Consider the following 18,708-nt stretch of genomic DNA (forward strand, 5'->3'; position numbering starts at 1 on the left):
AGCTTACTGCATTTGTTCTTTGATCAAGTCACCAATCGTTTTTGGTTGTGCATCAGAACCAGCAGCAGTACTAGTCGTAGTTGTGCTACTTAACTCTTTAATCGCTTGACGCTCTTCAGCTTCGTCTTTCGCTTTGATTGACAGGCTGATGTTACGTGTTTTACGATCAACACTGATGATTTTCGCTTCTACATCATCACCAACAGTTAGATGCTTAGTCGCATCTTCAACGCGGTCACGTTGAATCTCAGAGGCACGTAGATACGCTTCAACTTCATCAGCAAGTTCGATAGTAGCGCCTTTAGCGTCTACTTCTTTTACTTTACCATTAACGATAGCACCGCGGTCATTGTTGACTAGGTATTCGTTAAATGGATCTGACGTTAATTGCTTCACGCCTAGGCTGATACGATTGGCTTCTGAATCTACAGACAATACCATTGCTTCAACGGTGTCGCCTTTGTTGTAGTTACGGATAGCATCTTCGCCAGTTTCATTCCAAGAAATGTCTGACAAGTGAACTAGACCATCAATACCGCCATCTAGACCGATAAAGATACCGAAGTCAGTGATTGATTTGATCGTACCAGTGATTTTATCACCGCGCTCATGTTTCTTATCAAACTCATCCCATGGATTAGCTAGAGTTTGCTTGATACCTAAGCTGATACGACGACGTTCTTCGTCGATATCAAGGATCATTACTTCAACTTCATCACCCACTTGAACAACTTTCGACGGATGGATGTTTTTGTTGGTATGATCCATCTCTGATACGTGTACTAGACCTTCAATACCTTCAGAGATTTCAGCGAAACAACCATAATCAGTTAGGTTGGTTACGCGAGCTTTAACCACACTACCCACTGGGTATGTGCCGCCAACGTTATCCCAAGGATCAGTACCTAGTTGTTTTAGACCTAGGCTGACGCGATTGCGCTCACGGTCAAATTTAAGTACTTTAACTTTAAGATCTTGACCAACTTCAACAACCTCAGATGGGTGCTTAATACGGCGCCATGCCATATCAGTGATGTGCAATAGACCATCAATACCACCAAGATCAACGAATGCACCATAATCAGTTAGGTTCTTAACGATACCTTCAATCTCGATACCTTCTTCAAGCTTGTTCAATAGCTCTTCGCGCTCAGCTGAGTTTTCAGCTTCCATAACGGCACGGCGACTAACGACAACGTTGTTACGTTTTTGATCAAGTTTGATAACTTTAAATTCTAACTCTTTACCTTCTAGATGCGTCGTATCACGGATAGGACGTACATCTACCAATGAACCTGGCAAGAAAGCGCGTACTGAACCGATATCTACAGTAAAGCCGCCTTTTACTTTGCTAGAAATAATACCTTTTACAATCTCATCATTGTCAGAGATTTTTTCAAGGAAATTCCAAGTTTCAACGCGTTTGGCTTTTTCACGTGACAGTAAGGTTTGACCCATACCGTTATCAACCGCTTCAACCACTACGTCTACTGTATCGCCAACTTCAACTTCAAGTTCGCCTTCTTCGCTTAAAAACTCTTCACGAGCGACGATACCTTCAGATTTTAGACCCGTATCAACAGTGATCCAGTCGTTATCGATGGCGACAACAGTACCGGTGATAACCGAGCCACGCTCGATATCCAGACCTGTTTCTTCGATGCTCGCTTCAAATAGTTCAGCAAATGATTCCATTATGTCTACCTTTGTATAGCCGTATCCTGTCCAGCACAGTACGGATCAAATTTATGACTGTATAAAACGAGAATACTGGTTTTATATCCTATGCAGTCATATATAAAAACGTTTGTTGCTAATAAGCGAATGCGTCAGCAAACTCACTAGCAACAACTGTCTTATATTAAAATGCGTTATATTTTTTAAATTATGACCTTTAAACAGTAGATTCCATTATTTTCTAAAGATTATTGGCGTCTACTACTGTAATTTTATACTAAAATCAATCCTATAGGAAACCTTTTCATACTTACTAACTTGTTATTATTAGCTATTGAAGCAAATACCTTTAACCTGACAATATTGTTTTACTTGCTCATAAACCGCATCAGCATCTAAATTGGAGCTGTCTAATAGTAGCGCATCTGCTGCAGGCTTTGATGGTGCCGTTGTACGATTTTCATCACGATCATCACGGGCTTTAATCGTCGCTAGAATCGCTTCAAAATCTGCTATTTGACCAGCATTTAGTAGCTGTGTTACACGGCGCTCGGCACGCGCTTCAGCACTGGCAGTCAAAAACACCTTAACGTCAGCGTCTGGAAACACGACTGTACCCATATCACGACCATCCGCAACCAATCCTGAACGAGTTGCCATATCTTGTTGCAGCGTTAGCAATGCTCGACGAACTTTTGGAAATACTGCTATCTGTGATGCGTAACCGCCAACCGTTTCATTACGAACTTGCTCACCTACTGCATCACCATTCACGATAATATCGACACGTCCTGATGCATTGTTAGGTACAAAACCAATCTCTAAGCTTTGAGTTAACGCTAATACAGCCATCTCATCAATGGTTTGGCTTGCATCAGCAGTAATCAATCCAGCTTCAAACGCCTTAAGTCCAACGATACGATATAACGCACCTGAATCAAGTAGCTGATACCCTAAAGCTTGTGCTAATCGCCATGTAACTGTGCCTTTACCTGCGCCACTTGGCCCATCAATACAAATAACAGGATAACGCAATGAAGGCTTCTCACTGTTAGTACTCGCGTTAGGGTTGGCAACAGTCATAATACTCACTTAAAGTCGGTACTTTCTATAACCACATAAATAATCATAAAAGTATAAATAAGGCATTTTCCACTTACTTATCAAAGCATTATAAGAAAATCACTCTATTAACAAGTAAATAGGGCGATATTATAGCAAACAAAGCGACCTATCACTAGCAGCAAGAACCATATCTTGTTAATCGCTTATCTTGCGATTGGCTTTTGCCACTTTTCTACGCTGTCGAAAAAAATCTTTGAGCATCTGGCTGCTGTGCTCACCGCACAAGCCTGCATCGACTTGCATACGATGATTATAAAAAGGCTGTTCAGCCAAGTTCATTTGACTACCAAGCATCCCTGCTCTCGGCTCATGCGCTGCATATACTAGCCTATCTACACGTGCATGAATCATCGCACCCATGCACATGGTACAGGGTTCTAAAGTCACATATAAGGTCGTCTTTAGGGGCAAGCGATAATTCTTTAAGCGTGTACAAGCATCTCTTAACGCTACAATTTCAGCATGAGCCGTCGCATCACAGCGTCCAATCGGCTCATTAAATCCTTGACCAATAATCTGCTGGTTATGTACCAAGACAGCTCCTACTGGCACCTCTTCTTTCTCAGCGCCTTGCTTGGCAAGTTTTAGCGCCTCTTTCATCCACTTGATATCCTCAACTGACCAAAATAGAGCTGTTTTAATCTGCTCACCTATCAGCGGATTACCATTAGTAAATGGACTATGTATTAGCTGGCAAGGCAATAAACTAGCGTTTAGAAAATTTTTCATTTACTGTGGTAATTGCCAGTCGATAGGCGTTTGACCATATTGCACCAGATAATCATTGGTTTTTGAAAACGGCTTAGAACCAAAAAAACCACCACGGTTAGCAGCAAGTGGTGATGGGTGTACTGCCGTCAAAATCAGATGTTTATCAGTATTGATATACTTGCCTTTTTTCTGAGCTTTACTGCCCCATAAAATAAACACAGTATGTTCAGTCTGCTCATTAATAACATCAATAACCGTATCAGTGAACTTCTCCCAGCCTTGATTTTGATGACTGTTTGGTTCGCCTTCTCTTACTGTCAAAGAGCTATTTAACAATAATACGCCTTGCTGTGCCCAATACGTTAAATCACCATGTGCTGAAGGTTTGATGCCAATATCGTCCGCCATCTCTTTCAATAAATTGTTAAGTGACGGTGGCTTTGGGATAACTTTAGGGACAGAAAAGGACAGCCCCATTGCCTGTCCAGGACGATGATAAGGATCTTGCCCTAAGATAACAACTTTCACCTGTGATAAAGGTGTCAAATTAAACGCATTAAATATCAGCTGTGCTGGGGGATAAATACCATCCTCTGACTGATAGGCTTCTTTTAAAAAAGCTCGCAAGCTATCCATATTGTCAGAAGTTAATTCTTCTGACAACGCCTGCTTCCAATCTTCTGGCAAGCGTACATTGTCGAGAATCGCTTGCTTTTGCGCGACTGTTTTTGTGGGTTGTACGTCAAATAATTCCATGATGAATCCTTTTTTATTTGTTATCAGGATGCGTTAAGGTTGATATTAACAAAATATTAGGGTTGCGTTGTCATATATATTAGCAATAAAAAAACGGTTACCGCAGTAACCGTTTTTATCATAGTGCGAAAAATAACCTAACTGGCTAATGATTCGGAGTCTGGACGTGGCTCATGAGTCTCAACAACAGTCAATATAATACGGCTATCCGCTGACCCTTTATCTGACGACTTATCGAGCTTCACAGTATCACCATCTAATGCCTCTGGCTCCAAGGTTAAATGTACAACCCCGCCATTCACTAAATCACCAAATAGAATCATATTTGCCAGAGGCTTTTTGATTTCGTCTTGAATCAGGCGCTGCATTGGACGTGCGCCCATTAAGCGATCATAGCCTTTAGCTGCCAGATAATCACGTACCTCATCATCAATCTCTAAAGTAACTTGCTTATCGTCAAGTTGTACCTGTAACTCAACCAAGAATTTATCAACCACGGATACAACGACTGAGGTATCAAGCGGATTAAACTGGATAATAGCATCAAGACGGTTACGGAATTCCGGAGTAAACACACGCTTGAGTGATTCTGTATTGTCACGGCTATGATCTTGCTGGGTAAAGCCCATAGAAGATCGACTGATACTCTCAGCACCGACGTTGGTCGTCATGATAACAATGACCTGCTTAAAGATAGCAACCCGACCATTATTATCCGTCAATGTACCGTGATCCATCACTTGTAATAACAAGTTGAAGACATCCGGATGCGCTTTTTCGATCTCATCAAACAATAACACACAATGCGGATGCTGATTGATTTTCTCAGTCAATAGACCACCTTGATCATAACCCACATAGCCTGGAGGCGCACCAATCAAACGTGAGGCAGTATGTGCTTCCATATACTCTGACATATCAAAGCGCACCAGCTCAACACCCAACAGATTTGCCAATTGACGAGAAACTTCCGTTTTACCAACCCCTGTCGGACCAGCAAACATAAATGAGCCGATTGGCTTATCTGGTGCTTTCAGACCAGCACGAGACAACTTAATCGCATCTGCTAGAGTCGCAATCGCTTCATCTTGCCCAAATACCAGATGCTTAAGATCACGATCTAGATGCTGAAGAATACTCTTATCATCACTAGATACTGACTTGGGCGGAATACGTGCAAGCTTGGCAACAATCGCTTCGATATCTGCTACATCAATTTTTATCGGAGCGCGCTTCCCTTTTGCTTTCTTATCAACAGACGATTTTGCACGATCATTGGCTTTCGCAACATCTGCCTCATCCTGCATTTCATTATCACCATAAGTATCACTGTCGAGACCGTCAATATCAACCTCAATCTGTGCATCAAACTCTTGCTCTATATCAGCAATGAAACTTTCTTCCGCTTCTATATCGTCTGCATCAGCCACGACCCCTAAACGCTTATAAGCGCCAGCCTCATCAATAACATCAATGGCCTTATCCGGCAAAAAACGCTCATGGATATGTTTCGCTGACAATTGAACGGCAGTAACTAGTGCTTCATCAGTATAGACAACATTATGGAACTCTTCGTACCGCGGTTTCAGACCACGCAAAATATCAATCGTATCATCAACACTTGGCTCTTTCACGTCGATCTTTTGGAAGCGACGCGATAAGGCATGGTCTTTTTCAAACACTTGACGGTATTCAGTAAAAGTGGTTGAACCGATACAACGCAGTTCACCATTGGCAAGTGCTGGCTTAATCAGGTTAGACACATCCATATTACTGCTCATTGATGAGCCAGCGCCAATAATCATATGAATCTCATCAATAAACAAGATAGCATTGGGTTTTTTCTTCAGCGCATCTAATAGCGATTTCATACGTTTTTCAAAATCGCCGCGATATTTAGTACCCGCAATCAATGAGCCAATATCAAGACTATAAATCACGCAACCATTGAGTGGTTTCGGGGCTTTATCATTGATAATCAACCACGCCAACCCTTCAGCAATAGAGGTTTTACCAACACCCGGTTCACCGACCAATAGTGGATTATTTTTGCGGCGGCGACACAAAACTTGCGCGGCGCGTTCAATCTCAGGACCTCGCCCAATCAATGGATCTGTTTTACCTTCAGCAGCACGCTGATTTAAATTGGTCGCAAACTCAACCAATGGATCTTTACTGGTTTTTTCTGAGGCACTACTACGGCGCTCTCCCGTCATAGAAGCACGTGGCTCAGATGGCTCATCTTTATCTTGACCGTGTGATAGATACTGAGTCAGCTCAAGACGACTGATGCCCTGTTTTTTGAGCAAATAAACCGCATAAGTATCATGTTCTGAAAACATCGACACCAGAATATCCGACCCTTCAACCAAACGACCGCCACCAATAGACTGCACATGAAAAATTGCCCGTTGTAGAATACGATCGAAGCTTTGGGTCGGCTGCGGGGATTGCTCAGTATCAGGATCGACCGTTGGAGTATGCTTATTAATATAAGCCTCAAGCTCAGTACGTAGTGCTGAGACATTTGCATTACAGGCCGTCAATGTGTTGGCAGCGTGCGTATTTTCTAAGAGTGCCAGTAAAAGATGTTCAACAGTGAGATACTCATGCGATTTTTGGCGCGCAAGTGTCATTGCTAAACGCAAAGAAACTTCAAGATGACGACTTAACATAACGACTTCCTACGGTTATACCTATCTTTATAATTGATAGCTTTATGAATGAGTTAGTAAGTAAATCAGGGCGGTGGATGGATTGTTCAAGGGCAATATGAGTATTATTAAATGACGCTGTTAAATAATGGCTTCTATGGCTTGGCTATGATCCTCACTTTTCTTTATCTCAACATGATACTCAGATATAGTCAATCTATTAACACATACTAAAATGTATCGAAGTGTCCCTAGACCATTTTTCAATGATAATATTTATTCAACAATAATAGAGCGCATGTACTAAAGCTACAGACAATTCAAAAATTTGAATAATGTAAAAAGAGAATAAAGACACGCAGTAATGAGAAAAGCGACTATATAAGAAAGTCTAAGCTAGTTTAAAAAAGAGAGGTGCAGAGCAAGTTTGTGCTTAAATAAACTTGCTCTAAAAACACTAGAAGAAAATATTTTATTGAAAATATTAAAGATATATAGTTAAAATATAGTGAACTTGAGAGAAACATACGTCATCAAGAATTAGAGTAAGGCTTTACTCGCCTTGATGCGGTTCGATTTGGGTCAATAATGGATAGCCTTCACGATGTGCCAGACTGTTAACTTTTTTGGCCTTGGTCTCAGCAATATCTTTAGGATAAATACCAGCAATACCTTTGCTGCTATTATGAATCGTCAACATAATCTCAACGGCCGAATCCATACTGTGACGAAATTCAGATTGTAAAATATAGACGACAAATTCCATCGGCGTGTAATTATCATTATACATCACCACAGCATACATAGGCGGCTTGGCGACTTCCGGCTCTGCCACCAATACATCAGCCTGCGGGGCTGTTTCACCTTCAGGCTCACCCACTTGCGCAAGACGCATGGGTATATGTGGAAAGTGCCAATCTGATGTAACTGGCGTCGCTCTTGCTATCGTTTGTTTTATCATAATTGGAATACAGATGAATCAGTAGGTTTAATGAATGGTTATCTTTAAGAGACTATAAAATCGTTAAAAATAAGGGGTAACAATAGATATCTGGCTAGCAGCTACGACAACTAATGCTCAATAAGACTTAAGGCTCAATAGGACTTTCATCGACGTCTGGCAAATCTAACAGTGATAATGGCATATTATCAACTTTAGCACCAAGCTTCCAATCATACAGCTGCTCGACTTCTTGACCAGCGGCTTTTAGATTTAGTTTAATTTGTAACGGCTTAAAACCCGCTGGCATTGTGAAGCGACCACGTATACGCGTCACGCCTTCAATCGTGTAGCTGACGAGCTCTAATGGCACTTCTACAAAATCATCATCATCAAGTAAAGTTAGCGTTGGATTCAAACGTTTGGCTTTACCATCACTTGCGAGCATACCTATATCGAAACCATATTCAAATGCATTTTCAGGTAAGGGCTCAATCTTTGCACCTAGTATCTGTAAAGGCATGCCGCCCTTCTCACTCACAATCTCAGCATAGAGGTCATTCAGCTGCGCTACCTGTCTATTTTCAACCATGATGGCTTGCTGATTTTCGCGTAACTCTTTTAAGTTTGCCAAACTTATTTCTAATTCTTGTTTAGAAGTAGCAACTTCATTGGTCGCTATTTTATGACTGACACGCAAATCTTTTAGCTCTTGGAGCGACTCTTTGCTGGTAATGACTGCTTGCTGGGTTTCATTTTGCATTGAATAATAGCCACGTTGATAACCAAGTTTGTGACCAAATACTAATGCGACAACTGCTGTCACTAATATCGCAATCACAAATAACGCTAACACCAATGTGGAAGCGCCCTGCTGCGAGCGAGCAATGCTGTAATGCTTCATAACACTACGCTGAGTTTCAGTATTCAGAGATGAACAATGTAAGCTACGCTCCAATTTATACGAAACAGAGTCTTGGCACGATGGGCGTGCTGGCAGTGAGCAAAAGCGTAGTACACTCTTAAAACGCATTTAGGCAGTATCTCTTAACAGGAAAGGCAAGTTATTATAGCGGAATTTATAATCAATACCTAGTATCATAAATGAGGATAATTTAATCAAAAATAAACATCTGTTAAGGAACGATGGGCGCAAAATTTAAACCAAGAGACTCATCCAGTCCAAACATGACATTCATATTTTGCACTGCTTGCCCAGCTGCCCCTTTGACTAAATTGTCTTGTACGACAATGACCGTTAATTCGGCACGCTCATTGTCTTGGTGAACAGCAATACGTAAGCGATTGCTAGCGCGCACACTACGGGTATCGGGATATAGCCCTTTTGGCATAACATCTATAAATTGTTCTGATGCATAGCTTTGCTCAAATACTTGTTGCCAATCCACCAAAGCACCTGCATCGGTCAGCTCCATATGAATAGAGCTCAACATACCGCGTATCATCGGTACCAGATGCGGCAAAAAACGAATACGATGGCTAAACTGACTGTCTAGTAATTGGGCAACACCTTGCTCAATCTCTGGCAAATGGCGATGACCTTCAACGCTATATGCCTTAAAATTGTCTGTGCTTTCTGCATAATTCAGTGCAAGACTGGCTTGGCGACCAGCGCCAGAAACACCAGATTTGGCATCGATAACAATGCGTGATTCAATCAACGCTACTGCCTGCTGATTCTGCAAATCTATAATGGGTTTTAAGCCTAAGATAGCTGTAGTCGGATAGCAACCTGGGTTGCCAACCACCAAAGCATTACCGATTTTGGCGCGATTGACTTCAGGCAAGCCGTAGACGGCAGCTTTTAATAACTCAGGACAAGCGTGTGGTTGTTGATACCAGTGCTCAAATTCGCTCAATGACTGCAAACGAAAATCTGCCGCCAAATCAATGACTTTTACCCCAGCTTGAGTCAAAGCCTCTGCTTGCTTCATTGCAACGCCATGCGGCGTGGCAAAAAATACCACATCGCACTGTTGTAGTGTCGCTAGCGTCTCGTCTTCTAGATCACTAAACACAATATCTGAGATACCGCGTAAACTTGGGAATATCTCATCAGCGCGAGTGCCCGCTTCGCTACGCGAGGTTAACAAATCAATAGACACTTTAGGATGGGCAGATAATAGACGTATCAACTCAATACCTGTATAACCTGTGCCACCGACAATCGCTGCTGAAATCATAAGATATCCTTTTCTGCTACTTTGCTATTACTTAATGAATATGAGATATAGAATCTGCCCAATAGCAAAGAACATATCTCAAATCATACTTTTTAGATTTTATAATCATGTACTGCATCGATGAACACTTTGGCATTGTCAGGATTAACCCACTGGGTAATACCATGACCTAGATTTGCCACATAACCGGTCTTTTCACCGTTAGCATAAGCACTATCGAGCATCGCATTGACTTCAGCACGGATAGTCGCTGGAGAGCCGTATAAAGTTGCTGGGTCTAAATTACCCTGAATGGCTTTGCTACTTTGTAGTTTTTTATGGTGCTTGGTTAACTGACGCTGACTTTCGGTCAAAACTTGACGGGCACGATCAATCGGCATTGTCCAGTCTAAACCCAATGCATCCGCCTCACTATCCGCTTGAATATCAAGCCATAGCCCGCCGCCTTTAGTAAATAATATTACTGGTATTTCAGGATGGCGTACCTTTAACTCAGCGACAATGCGCTTATTATAAGCATGTGAGAAATCAATAAACTGGCGATGACCAAGAGCGCCGCCCCAACTATCAAATATCTGTAGTATCTGTGCGCCTGCCACGACTTGGGCATCGAGGTAATCAATCACTGATCTCGCCAATTTATCTAATAACTGATGTAAAAACTCAGGATTGCTATACAAAAAGCCTTTAGTATAGCGATAATCTTTGGAGCTACCACCTTCAATCATATAAGTGGCTAGTGTCCAAGGACTACCAGAAAAGCCAAATAACGGCACTTGCCCATTGAGCGCAGTACGAATACTGGTTACCGCACGCATGACATAGTCAAGAGAATCATTGACATCGAGCACAGGCAATCTATCTAAATCAGCTTGCTGGCGAATAGGATGTTTAAACTTAGGACCTTCACCTGCTTCGAAATATAGACCCAATCCCATCGCATCAGGAATGGTTAATATATCACTGAACAAAATAGCCGCGTCTAAATCATAGCGACGTAATGGCTGTAAGGTGACTTCTGTCGCACGCGCGGTATCTTTACACAGGCTCATAAAATCACCTGCTTCAGCACGGGTCGCTTTATACTCTGGTAAATAACGACCAGCTTGACGCATCATCCAGACAGGTGTGGTATCGATCGGCTCAAAACGAAGTGCTCGTAGCAATCTATCATTTTTCAAAGGCGCAAATTTTTGCTCGAGCGAATTATTATTGTCTGAAGCACTCATGTACAAATCTCCAAAACAGCACTATATGTCACCAAAGCGCATATAACACTGGATAAATTACGTTAAAGGAAAAAATAGCAAAGCGCTTGTTATCAAGATACTTATAGCTCTATAGATATTAATTTTTTTACATCGTCAATGCTAAGTTATCACGGTGTACCATGACGACACGTTCTTCATTATTACCAAGGATACGATCAAACTGCTCAGTACGCTCACGAGCAACGCGGCAGGCATCGCGAGAAGAAAAGTTGACTTGACCAACGGCGATACGCTCACCAGTATCCTGATGGACGATTTCGACCACATCGCCTTCATCAAAATCCCCACGAACTTCAGACACGCCAACTGGCAACAAGCTTTTTTGATGCTCAACTACCGCTTTTGCTGCACCTGCGTCAACAATTAAAGAGCCCGACATACGCAAATGCGCGGCAAGCCACTGTTTGCGAGCAATGATTTTGTCTTGATCATTGGTGGTCAATAAGGTACCGACTGCTTCGCCTGATACTACTCGAGTGATCACATCATCAATAGCGCCACTCACAATCACCGTCGGACAGCCACCCATAGCAGCAAGACGACCAGCACGAATTTTGGTTAACATACCACCACGACCCAACTTGCCACCATCACCTGCAATATCAAATAAATAATCAGCCATCGCACGCTCTTGACGGATCATTCTGGCATTAGGGTTGTTGCGTGGATTGTCAGTAAAGACACCTTCTTGATCAGTTAAGATAATGTACAAGTCGGCATTAACCATCGCCGCTGCCATCGCCCCCAGAGTATCGTTGTCACCAAACTTAATCTCATCAATAGTAATGGTATCATTTTCATTAATGACCGGCAGCACACGCCATTCTAGTAGCTGCGTAAGCGCACCAGTAGTATTAAGATAGCGACTACGGTTAGACAAATCATCATGCGTTAGTAGCAACTGTGAGCTTTGAATACCGTGCTGAATCAATGCTGACCACCAGGTTTCAATCAAACCCATCTGTCCGACAGATGCACAGGCTTGTAATGCCGCCAGTTTTTTAGGACGCTCCTCAAGATTCATACGCACCACCCCTTCAGCAACAGCACCTGAAGATACGAGCAGCACCTCTACGCCTTGCTTATGGAGTTGCGCGATCTGCTTTGCCCATTCGTAAATGGCAGTTCGATCAAGCCCTCGACCATTATTGGTTAATAACGATGAGCCAATCTTGACAATAACGCGCTGAATATCAAAGTTACGAGCTTGCTCAACAAACCTTGCTTCTTCTATCGTGTTCTCTATGCCAACTGCCATATAAACTCCTGTTGCTATGGTAAATTAATCATGGGGATACATCTAAAAAATATGTGCAAAGACCAATCACATTAAGGGGCGTAAACTACTTCGACGCCATCATCATCGTTATCATCAAAATCGTTATCCGATAAATCCGTACCTTCACGCGCCGCTTTACGAGCAGCACGATACGCTTCACGCTGAGCTTCCGTATTTAGACGAACTTCTGCCTCTAGACGCTCAAATCGTGCTTTTTGTGCATCAGCAAAGATAGGATCTTCGATTTCACGTTCGCGTTCGCGTTCAATCTCATTCATCAAGTGGTACTTAATGGCATCAACGCCTTCACCTGTTAGAGTGGCGGTACGGAAAACGATACCTGTCCAGCCAAGCTCTGCCACAATATGGGTACAAAGCTCATTTAACTCTTCTTCAGGCACTTGATCGATTTTGTTTAATACCAAAATCTGTGGCAAATTGGCCAGTTCAGGTGAAAAGCGCTCAAGCTCATTTAAGATAACGCGAGCGTTTTCGACCGGGTCGCTGCCATCGATAGGCTTGATATCAACCAAGTGTAACAGACGACGCGTACGAGCGACATGCTTTAAAAAGCGAATACCAAGTCCAGCACCTTCTGAGGCACCTTCGATCAAGCCTGGAATATCGGCCATAACAAAAGAGCGATGACGACCAATATCAACCACACCCAGATTAGGAACCAGCGTGGTAAATGGATAATCAGCTACTTTTGGTCTAGCAGCAGAGACTTGGCGGATAAAGGTCGATTTTCCTGCATTAGGTAAACCAATTAAGCCCACATCAGCCACTACTTTTAGCTCAAACTTAAGAACTTTTAGCTCACCTTCAAAACCTGACGTCGCTTTACGCGGCGCTTGGTTGGTAGAGCTTTTGAAATGGGTATTACCCAAACCACCATCGCCGCCTTTGGCAATCAGTAAAGTCTGACCAATTTCAATCAAATCACCCAATACTTCATCTGTCTCGGTATCCACGACCGTCGTACCAATAGGTACTGGTAAGAAAAGATCATCAGAGCCTTTGCCTGAACAGTTTCTACTATGACCGTTCTCAGCACGCATGGCGTCGTGGCGACGGGTATAACGATAGTCAACTAGGGTGTTGGTATTATCCTCTGCAATGACATAAACATCGCCGCCCTTGCCACCATCACCACCATCAGGACCACCGCGCGGGACATATTTTTCTCGGCGAAAACTGGCGATTCCATTACCACCGTCACCTGCTTTTACCGTTACGACGGCTTCATCAATAAATCGCATCTTACTTTCCTTTATTTACACTCTAGTTTATAAGCTTAATGACAGTCATAGACTGCTTCTTTTGCCTATAGTTATCTTTTAAAAAAATGGCAAACTTTCGTCAATATTGCTCTACATCATTGCTTTATTCATGACAATAACACCCGATGACCAATCGGACTATCGGGTGCTGTAGATATTACCGCTAAAACCATATCCGTTTCTTTATATAACTAATGACCATCGCTCTACTCTTTGAATCAAAGCATTATGACCGAGTCATTGCTGCTATACAAACGTATTAAGCTGGAATCTGCGCATAGCTGATACCTGCCATTTGCGTTGCCAAACGTAATACTTGCGTGCTATAACCAACTTCATTGTCATACCAAATATAAACGATAGCATGATTATCCGTCAAAATAGTCGCTTGAGCATCAACGATACCTACATGTGTATCACCGACAAAATCCGTTGATACCGCTTCTGTAGAATCCGTATAAGCAATTTGTGTCTGCCACTGGCTACTATTTGAAATTTTGCGCATAAATTCATTTAACGCATCAGCACTAGCTGGCGCAGTTTTAAGATTTAAATTCAAAATCGCTAAGCTAACGTTTGGTGTCGGTACACGGATGGCATTGCCCGTCAATTTACCACTCAGCTCTGGTAGCGCTTTCCCGACTGCCTTTGCTGCACCAGTACTGGTAATAACCATGTTCAATACCGCACTACGACCACGACGATCCGCTTTATGATAGTTATCAATCAAGTTCTGATCGTTAGTGAACGAGTGAATGGTTTCAACATGCCCATTTTCGATACCGTACTCATCATTTAATACTTTTAACGTTGGGGTAATCGCGTTAGTAGTACAGCTCGCCGCACTAACGATAGTGTCATCGCCGACCGTATTATTATTAACGCCATATACGACGTTTTTAATTTCGCCGCCAGCAGGTGCCGTTAATAGCACTTTTTTCACACCAGTCGATTGTAAATGCTTACCAAGACCAGCCTCATCTTTCCAGATACCCGTATTATCAATGACCAGTGCATCGTTAATACCATAAGCCGTATAATCAATCTCGCTTGGGTCTTTGGCATAGATAACTTGCACAAAGCGACCATTAATGATCAAACCATTGTTTTCATCATCAACAATCACGCCGCCTGCAAAACTACCGTGAATCGAATCGCGCTCTAGCAATGACGCACGCTTAGCCAAGTCGCCTGCTGCTGCGGGACGTACTACGATGGCTTTTAGCTGCATGCCTTTTGCACTTGACGCTTGCGATAACAATAAACGAGTTAGGATACGACCAATACGACCAAAACCATATAGCACCACATCCGCTGCGCCATTGATAGCCGCTTTAGTATTATCAACAGACTGTAATGCCGATTGAATATCACTGTCATTAGCGATTAGCTGACCAACATCAATACGTACAGCTGACAGATTTTTATTCTCTGCTAACACTTTAACCATCGCTAAAGTATCAGCGATATCAATCGCATGAGCACCTTGATCACGCAAAGCAACTTTTTGATGCAGCGCCAATATTTGACCCACAGAATTGCTATCTAGCGTATCACCGAATAAAGTCACTTGCACATCTTGCTCATTGTAGAGCTTGTTCAATAGCCCTATGAGCTCAATCGCTTGTTGCTCCTGGGTGTTATAGTTGCTCAAATGGTCTTGATGTAATTGGCGTAAGGTATCAGCGTTACTCACGAGAAACATCCTTATGGTCAGTATTGGGGAATCAGTAAAATAGGAAGAAATATTATTGAATAAGGTATATACAGTCTATGTACTCACTCAGATATGCTAACAGACGACTGCTGTCATCGATTATTATCATAGGAGTCTGTAGATAAGCTAGATTTTAGCTTAAAACGCCTTATTTTGCTAGTGATAACAAATTTGTATGAGTCACAAGCTCTTTGAGGACTACTGATTTAGCATAATAAAACGGGTTATTACGATAAAGGCAGCATATTATGCTGCCTTATTATAAATCCACTTAAACAATGATAAATACAAGAGCCATGATAAATAAAGGCAATATAAACCATTATCAGACTTTTATGGAATCAAATCCACCGTCTGCTTACTCTGCGACGTTAATTTAAATTCTTTCAAATCATAACCCTGTTGCTGGGCAATTTGACGGTATTTGGCATAAGTTTCTTGGCTTACGTTTGGCGAACGAGCCAGCAGCCATAAATACTTTTTATCAGGTGTACCAACCAGAGCGGTTTTATAATCTGGATCACGTGCCAATACCCAATAGTCAGCTCGCCCTACCGGTAACCAACGAATCCACGATGGCAAAAAGGTAACTTTTAGTTTGCTTCCTGTCGCACCAGCAGGTTTTGCTAAGCCTTCAGCAATAATATTCGAGCCATCTTCAGCCTTACACTGATTGATAACTTTGATACCTGAACCATCAGTTTTTTCAACATAGTTAGCCGTCACATCGCTGGCACAGTTGCGCTGAAAATACATCGGCAAACGACCGATCTCATACCAAGTACCAGCATATTTATTGAGATCAACGCTATCTACCGTAGTTGGTGTACTAGCAGATTTATGAATAATACTGCTAGGTTTAACCGTCAGTACCTCTTCCGTTGCGTTGGTCATGTGCTTGCTAGCAACCGCTTGAGTCAGAGGCGGTGTCGCTGCATAAGCAGAAAATGCTGCTAACGGTATGATAATAGCTAAGGCTATTCCAGTATGCTTAATAAGACCATTCATAAATATACGCTCTGGTATCTCTGCAACGCTTGCTGCGTTTTTAGGAGATATGATGTGAGGTGGCTCGACTATGGATTGCTCAAATTCTTTGAAGATACTTGTCTTAATACAATCAACTTCAGCTGTACTGGCGTTAAAGGTGCTGTTATCAATTAAATTAGAGTTAAGTACACTTACATGAGTTTTTTTGACACATTTATAATCAAAAAAGCTGGTTTGTTGTGACATATCTTGTGCCAGAGTTTCTAAATATTCTTTACTAAAACCTACATTATTATAGCTGGCGTCATTACTAGCACGGTCAATATTACCTGCTGGTGTTGCCTGATCTTTATTCATCTGATACTTAGGGAGCTGGTCAGTATGCGGTGATTGAGAACCAGCTGCCTCAGAATCAGACCATACTGACTTCGGTAACTTATTGGTTTTCATAGGGATACCATTTTATTAACAGTGATTATTAGGAGCGATCTATCTACTTATAGGCATTTATTCATACCATTGTTATTTATAAGAGAGGCACAAAACGATTTTCACCCACTGGCCCTACAACAAAAAATGAATGGAAGTTAAATTTGCTATTACTTTTAACATCATAGTCATTAAAAGTCTTAACAATTAGTAAGTCTATAAAAGCTTGATTTAGCGCCCTTCGATAATTAATGATTCATAGTAATGGCAAATCCCTAATCAAAACAGTGTGGCAATGTAGGAAAACGCAACGGTTTGTAAGTAATTCTGTTTATAAGATATGCGAAGTTACATTTTTATTAACCGATAAAGAATATTCAAATCAATTACTTATCTAGTGCTATTTTTCCTCTGAGATTTTTTTTATTTGACCTATCATACTCTGGTTTTAGCGGTGTTCAAATGGCAGCTTGATGCCCAAAATTGTTATAAAAATGCGGGTAATAATAGTACCAAAAACTATTTTAAAAACTGGCGAATTCCAGCAACAGCAACGCCTCCATGTAGCACGGCTTGTTTATACATCATAGGCGATAGTCCACCTAAGCCGATAACTGGCATATCCGCTAAATTTGCTAAATTTGACCACGCCTCCCAACCTAATACCGGTGTATCAGGATGGGTTTGGGTACACTCAACAGGTGCCAAGAAAATACCGATAACGGGTGGCAACTGCTGCTGTAATCGAATATACGCCAGTTGATTTGCAGCATTAATGCTATCTACATCATGACAACTAACGATTAATGGCCAGCTTGTAGACAAGGCAAAATACGACATGGGCTCCTTAGCTACTCCGCTTGACCATTGCATAAGCTGTGTCTGTGTTAAATGACTTGCTATTATTTGATTATTTGCTTCTACATTGTCTGCTTTGTCCATATCTAAGTGGTCAGGAGTAATCAATTGAATATCAGGACGTAGTTTTAATAGCTGCTTGATACTGTTTTCTGTCCCTGCTGCTTTTGTCCGCATATAAACCCAAGCACCAGCCGTTATATGCTCATGATGATACTGTAACCATGCTGCCATAGGATTAGAGGCAGCATCAAAATGCGATAATGGATAAGTAACTGTGATCTGCATAGGCAACTGTAACCACGCAAGGATTGTCTTATTGGCAGCGGGTAAATCATAATGCCCTGCTAGCAGCTCTGCCTCCTCTACCCATGTTAGCTTTTGACCTTCTAAACCATAGCTTAGGTTTTTATATTGTGCATATTGTTGTGCAGTCACTTCAATACGGTAAACTTGTAAGCAGACCTGCTTATCACCATAATCATGATGCAATCGACCCAGTTTAACTGCCGTGTTATTAGCAATATTGATACCTGTCTCTTCGGCAACTTCTCGTATCAGTCCTTGTTTTGCTGTTTCATGAGCGTCTATCTTTCCGCCTACAAACTCATAACGGTTGCCTTGGTGCTGAGAAGCCGCTCTAAATCCTAGTAGATATTGATCCTTATAATGAATAACGGCAACCGCTACATTGACTGTCGTTATTGAAGTGTTTTTTATAGAGTTACTTTGTTCAACTGTCATCCTATTTTCCTTTAATGCTACTGAGATTGATGGCTAAAATTGTTTGAATAAAAAAAACGGTTAGATAAGT

At 41.8% G+C, this 18,708-nt stretch carries 14 protein-coding genes; all 14 read right to left on the bottom strand.

Annotated elements, in window-relative coordinates; all coding sequences use genetic code 11:
- Positions 1–3: 3 nt before the first annotated feature.
- Positions 4–1,695 carry a 30S ribosomal protein S1 gene (gene rpsA, locus H0262_RS06285; RefSeq protein WP_011513998.1) on the bottom strand — a complete coding sequence of 564 codons (1,692 nt, stop codon included), beginning with the start codon at positions 1,693–1,695 and terminating at the stop codon, positions 4–6.
- A 309-nt stretch (positions 1,696–2,004) separates the two neighbouring features.
- Positions 2,005–2,760 carry a (d)CMP kinase gene (cmk, locus tag H0262_RS06290; RefSeq protein WP_181210104.1) on the bottom strand — a complete coding sequence of 252 codons (756 nt, stop codon included), beginning with the start codon at positions 2,758–2,760 and terminating at the stop codon, positions 2,005–2,007.
- 177 nt (positions 2,761–2,937) lie between these two features.
- Positions 2,938–3,531: a tRNA adenosine(34) deaminase TadA gene (gene tadA / locus H0262_RS06295; protein WP_181210105.1), complete on the bottom strand. Its 594-nt coding sequence runs from the start codon at positions 3,529–3,531 to the stop codon at positions 2,938–2,940.
- Positions 3,532–4,269, bottom strand: a complete 738-nt coding sequence (locus tag H0262_RS06300; RefSeq protein ID WP_181210106.1) for a uracil-DNA glycosylase — start codon at positions 4,267–4,269, stop codon at positions 3,532–3,534.
- A gap of 137 nt (positions 4,270–4,406) precedes the next feature.
- On the bottom strand, positions 4,407–6,944 hold the full coding sequence (gene clpA / locus H0262_RS06305; RefSeq protein WP_181210107.1) for an ATP-dependent Clp protease ATP-binding subunit ClpA: 2,538 nt from the start codon (positions 6,942–6,944) through the stop codon (positions 4,407–4,409).
- Positions 6,945–7,476: 532 nt separating this feature from the next.
- Positions 7,477–7,884: an ATP-dependent Clp protease adaptor ClpS gene (locus tag H0262_RS06310; protein WP_181210108.1), complete on the bottom strand. Its 408-nt coding sequence runs from the start codon at positions 7,882–7,884 to the stop codon at positions 7,477–7,479.
- Positions 7,885–8,011: 127 nt separating this feature from the next.
- Positions 8,012–8,896, bottom strand: a complete 885-nt coding sequence (locus H0262_RS06315) for a hypothetical protein (protein WP_181210109.1) — start codon at positions 8,894–8,896, stop codon at positions 8,012–8,014.
- Positions 8,897–8,999: 103 nt separating this feature from the next.
- Positions 9,000–10,067: an N-acetyl-gamma-glutamyl-phosphate reductase gene (gene argC, locus H0262_RS06320; RefSeq protein ID WP_181210110.1), complete on the bottom strand. Its 1,068-nt coding sequence runs from the start codon at positions 10,065–10,067 to the stop codon at positions 9,000–9,002.
- A gap of 92 nt (positions 10,068–10,159) precedes the next feature.
- Complete coding sequence (gene hemE, locus H0262_RS06325) at positions 10,160–11,296, bottom strand: uroporphyrinogen decarboxylase (RefSeq protein WP_181210111.1); 1,137 nt, start codon at positions 11,294–11,296, stop codon at positions 10,160–10,162.
- A gap of 127 nt (positions 11,297–11,423) precedes the next feature.
- On the bottom strand, positions 11,424–12,596 hold the full coding sequence (gene proB, locus H0262_RS06330) for a glutamate 5-kinase (RefSeq protein WP_181210112.1): 1,173 nt from the start codon (positions 12,594–12,596) through the stop codon (positions 11,424–11,426).
- 71 nt (positions 12,597–12,667) lie between these two features.
- Complete coding sequence (gene cgtA, locus H0262_RS06335; RefSeq protein ID WP_181210113.1) at positions 12,668–13,879, bottom strand: Obg family GTPase CgtA; 1,212 nt, start codon at positions 13,877–13,879, stop codon at positions 12,668–12,670.
- A 280-nt stretch (positions 13,880–14,159) separates the two neighbouring features.
- Positions 14,160–15,605, bottom strand: coding sequence for a glyceraldehyde-3-phosphate dehydrogenase (locus H0262_RS06340; protein ID WP_181210114.1), 1,446 nt, complete (start codon positions 15,603–15,605; stop codon positions 14,160–14,162).
- Positions 15,606–15,950: 345 nt separating this feature from the next.
- A complete protein-coding gene (locus H0262_RS06345) occupies positions 15,951–17,057 on the bottom strand; it encodes a lipocalin family protein (RefSeq protein ID WP_181210115.1) in 1,107 nt (368 codons plus the stop codon).
- A gap of 498 nt (positions 17,058–17,555) precedes the next feature.
- Positions 17,556–18,638, bottom strand: a complete 1,083-nt coding sequence (locus H0262_RS06350) for an NUDIX domain-containing protein (protein ID WP_181210116.1) — start codon at positions 18,636–18,638, stop codon at positions 17,556–17,558.
- Positions 18,639–18,708 lie beyond the last annotated feature (70 nt).

It is taken from the genome of Psychrobacter sp. D2 (assembly GCF_013608135.1).
Classification (GTDB): Bacteria; Pseudomonadota; Gammaproteobacteria; order Pseudomonadales; family Moraxellaceae; genus Psychrobacter; species Psychrobacter cryohalolentis.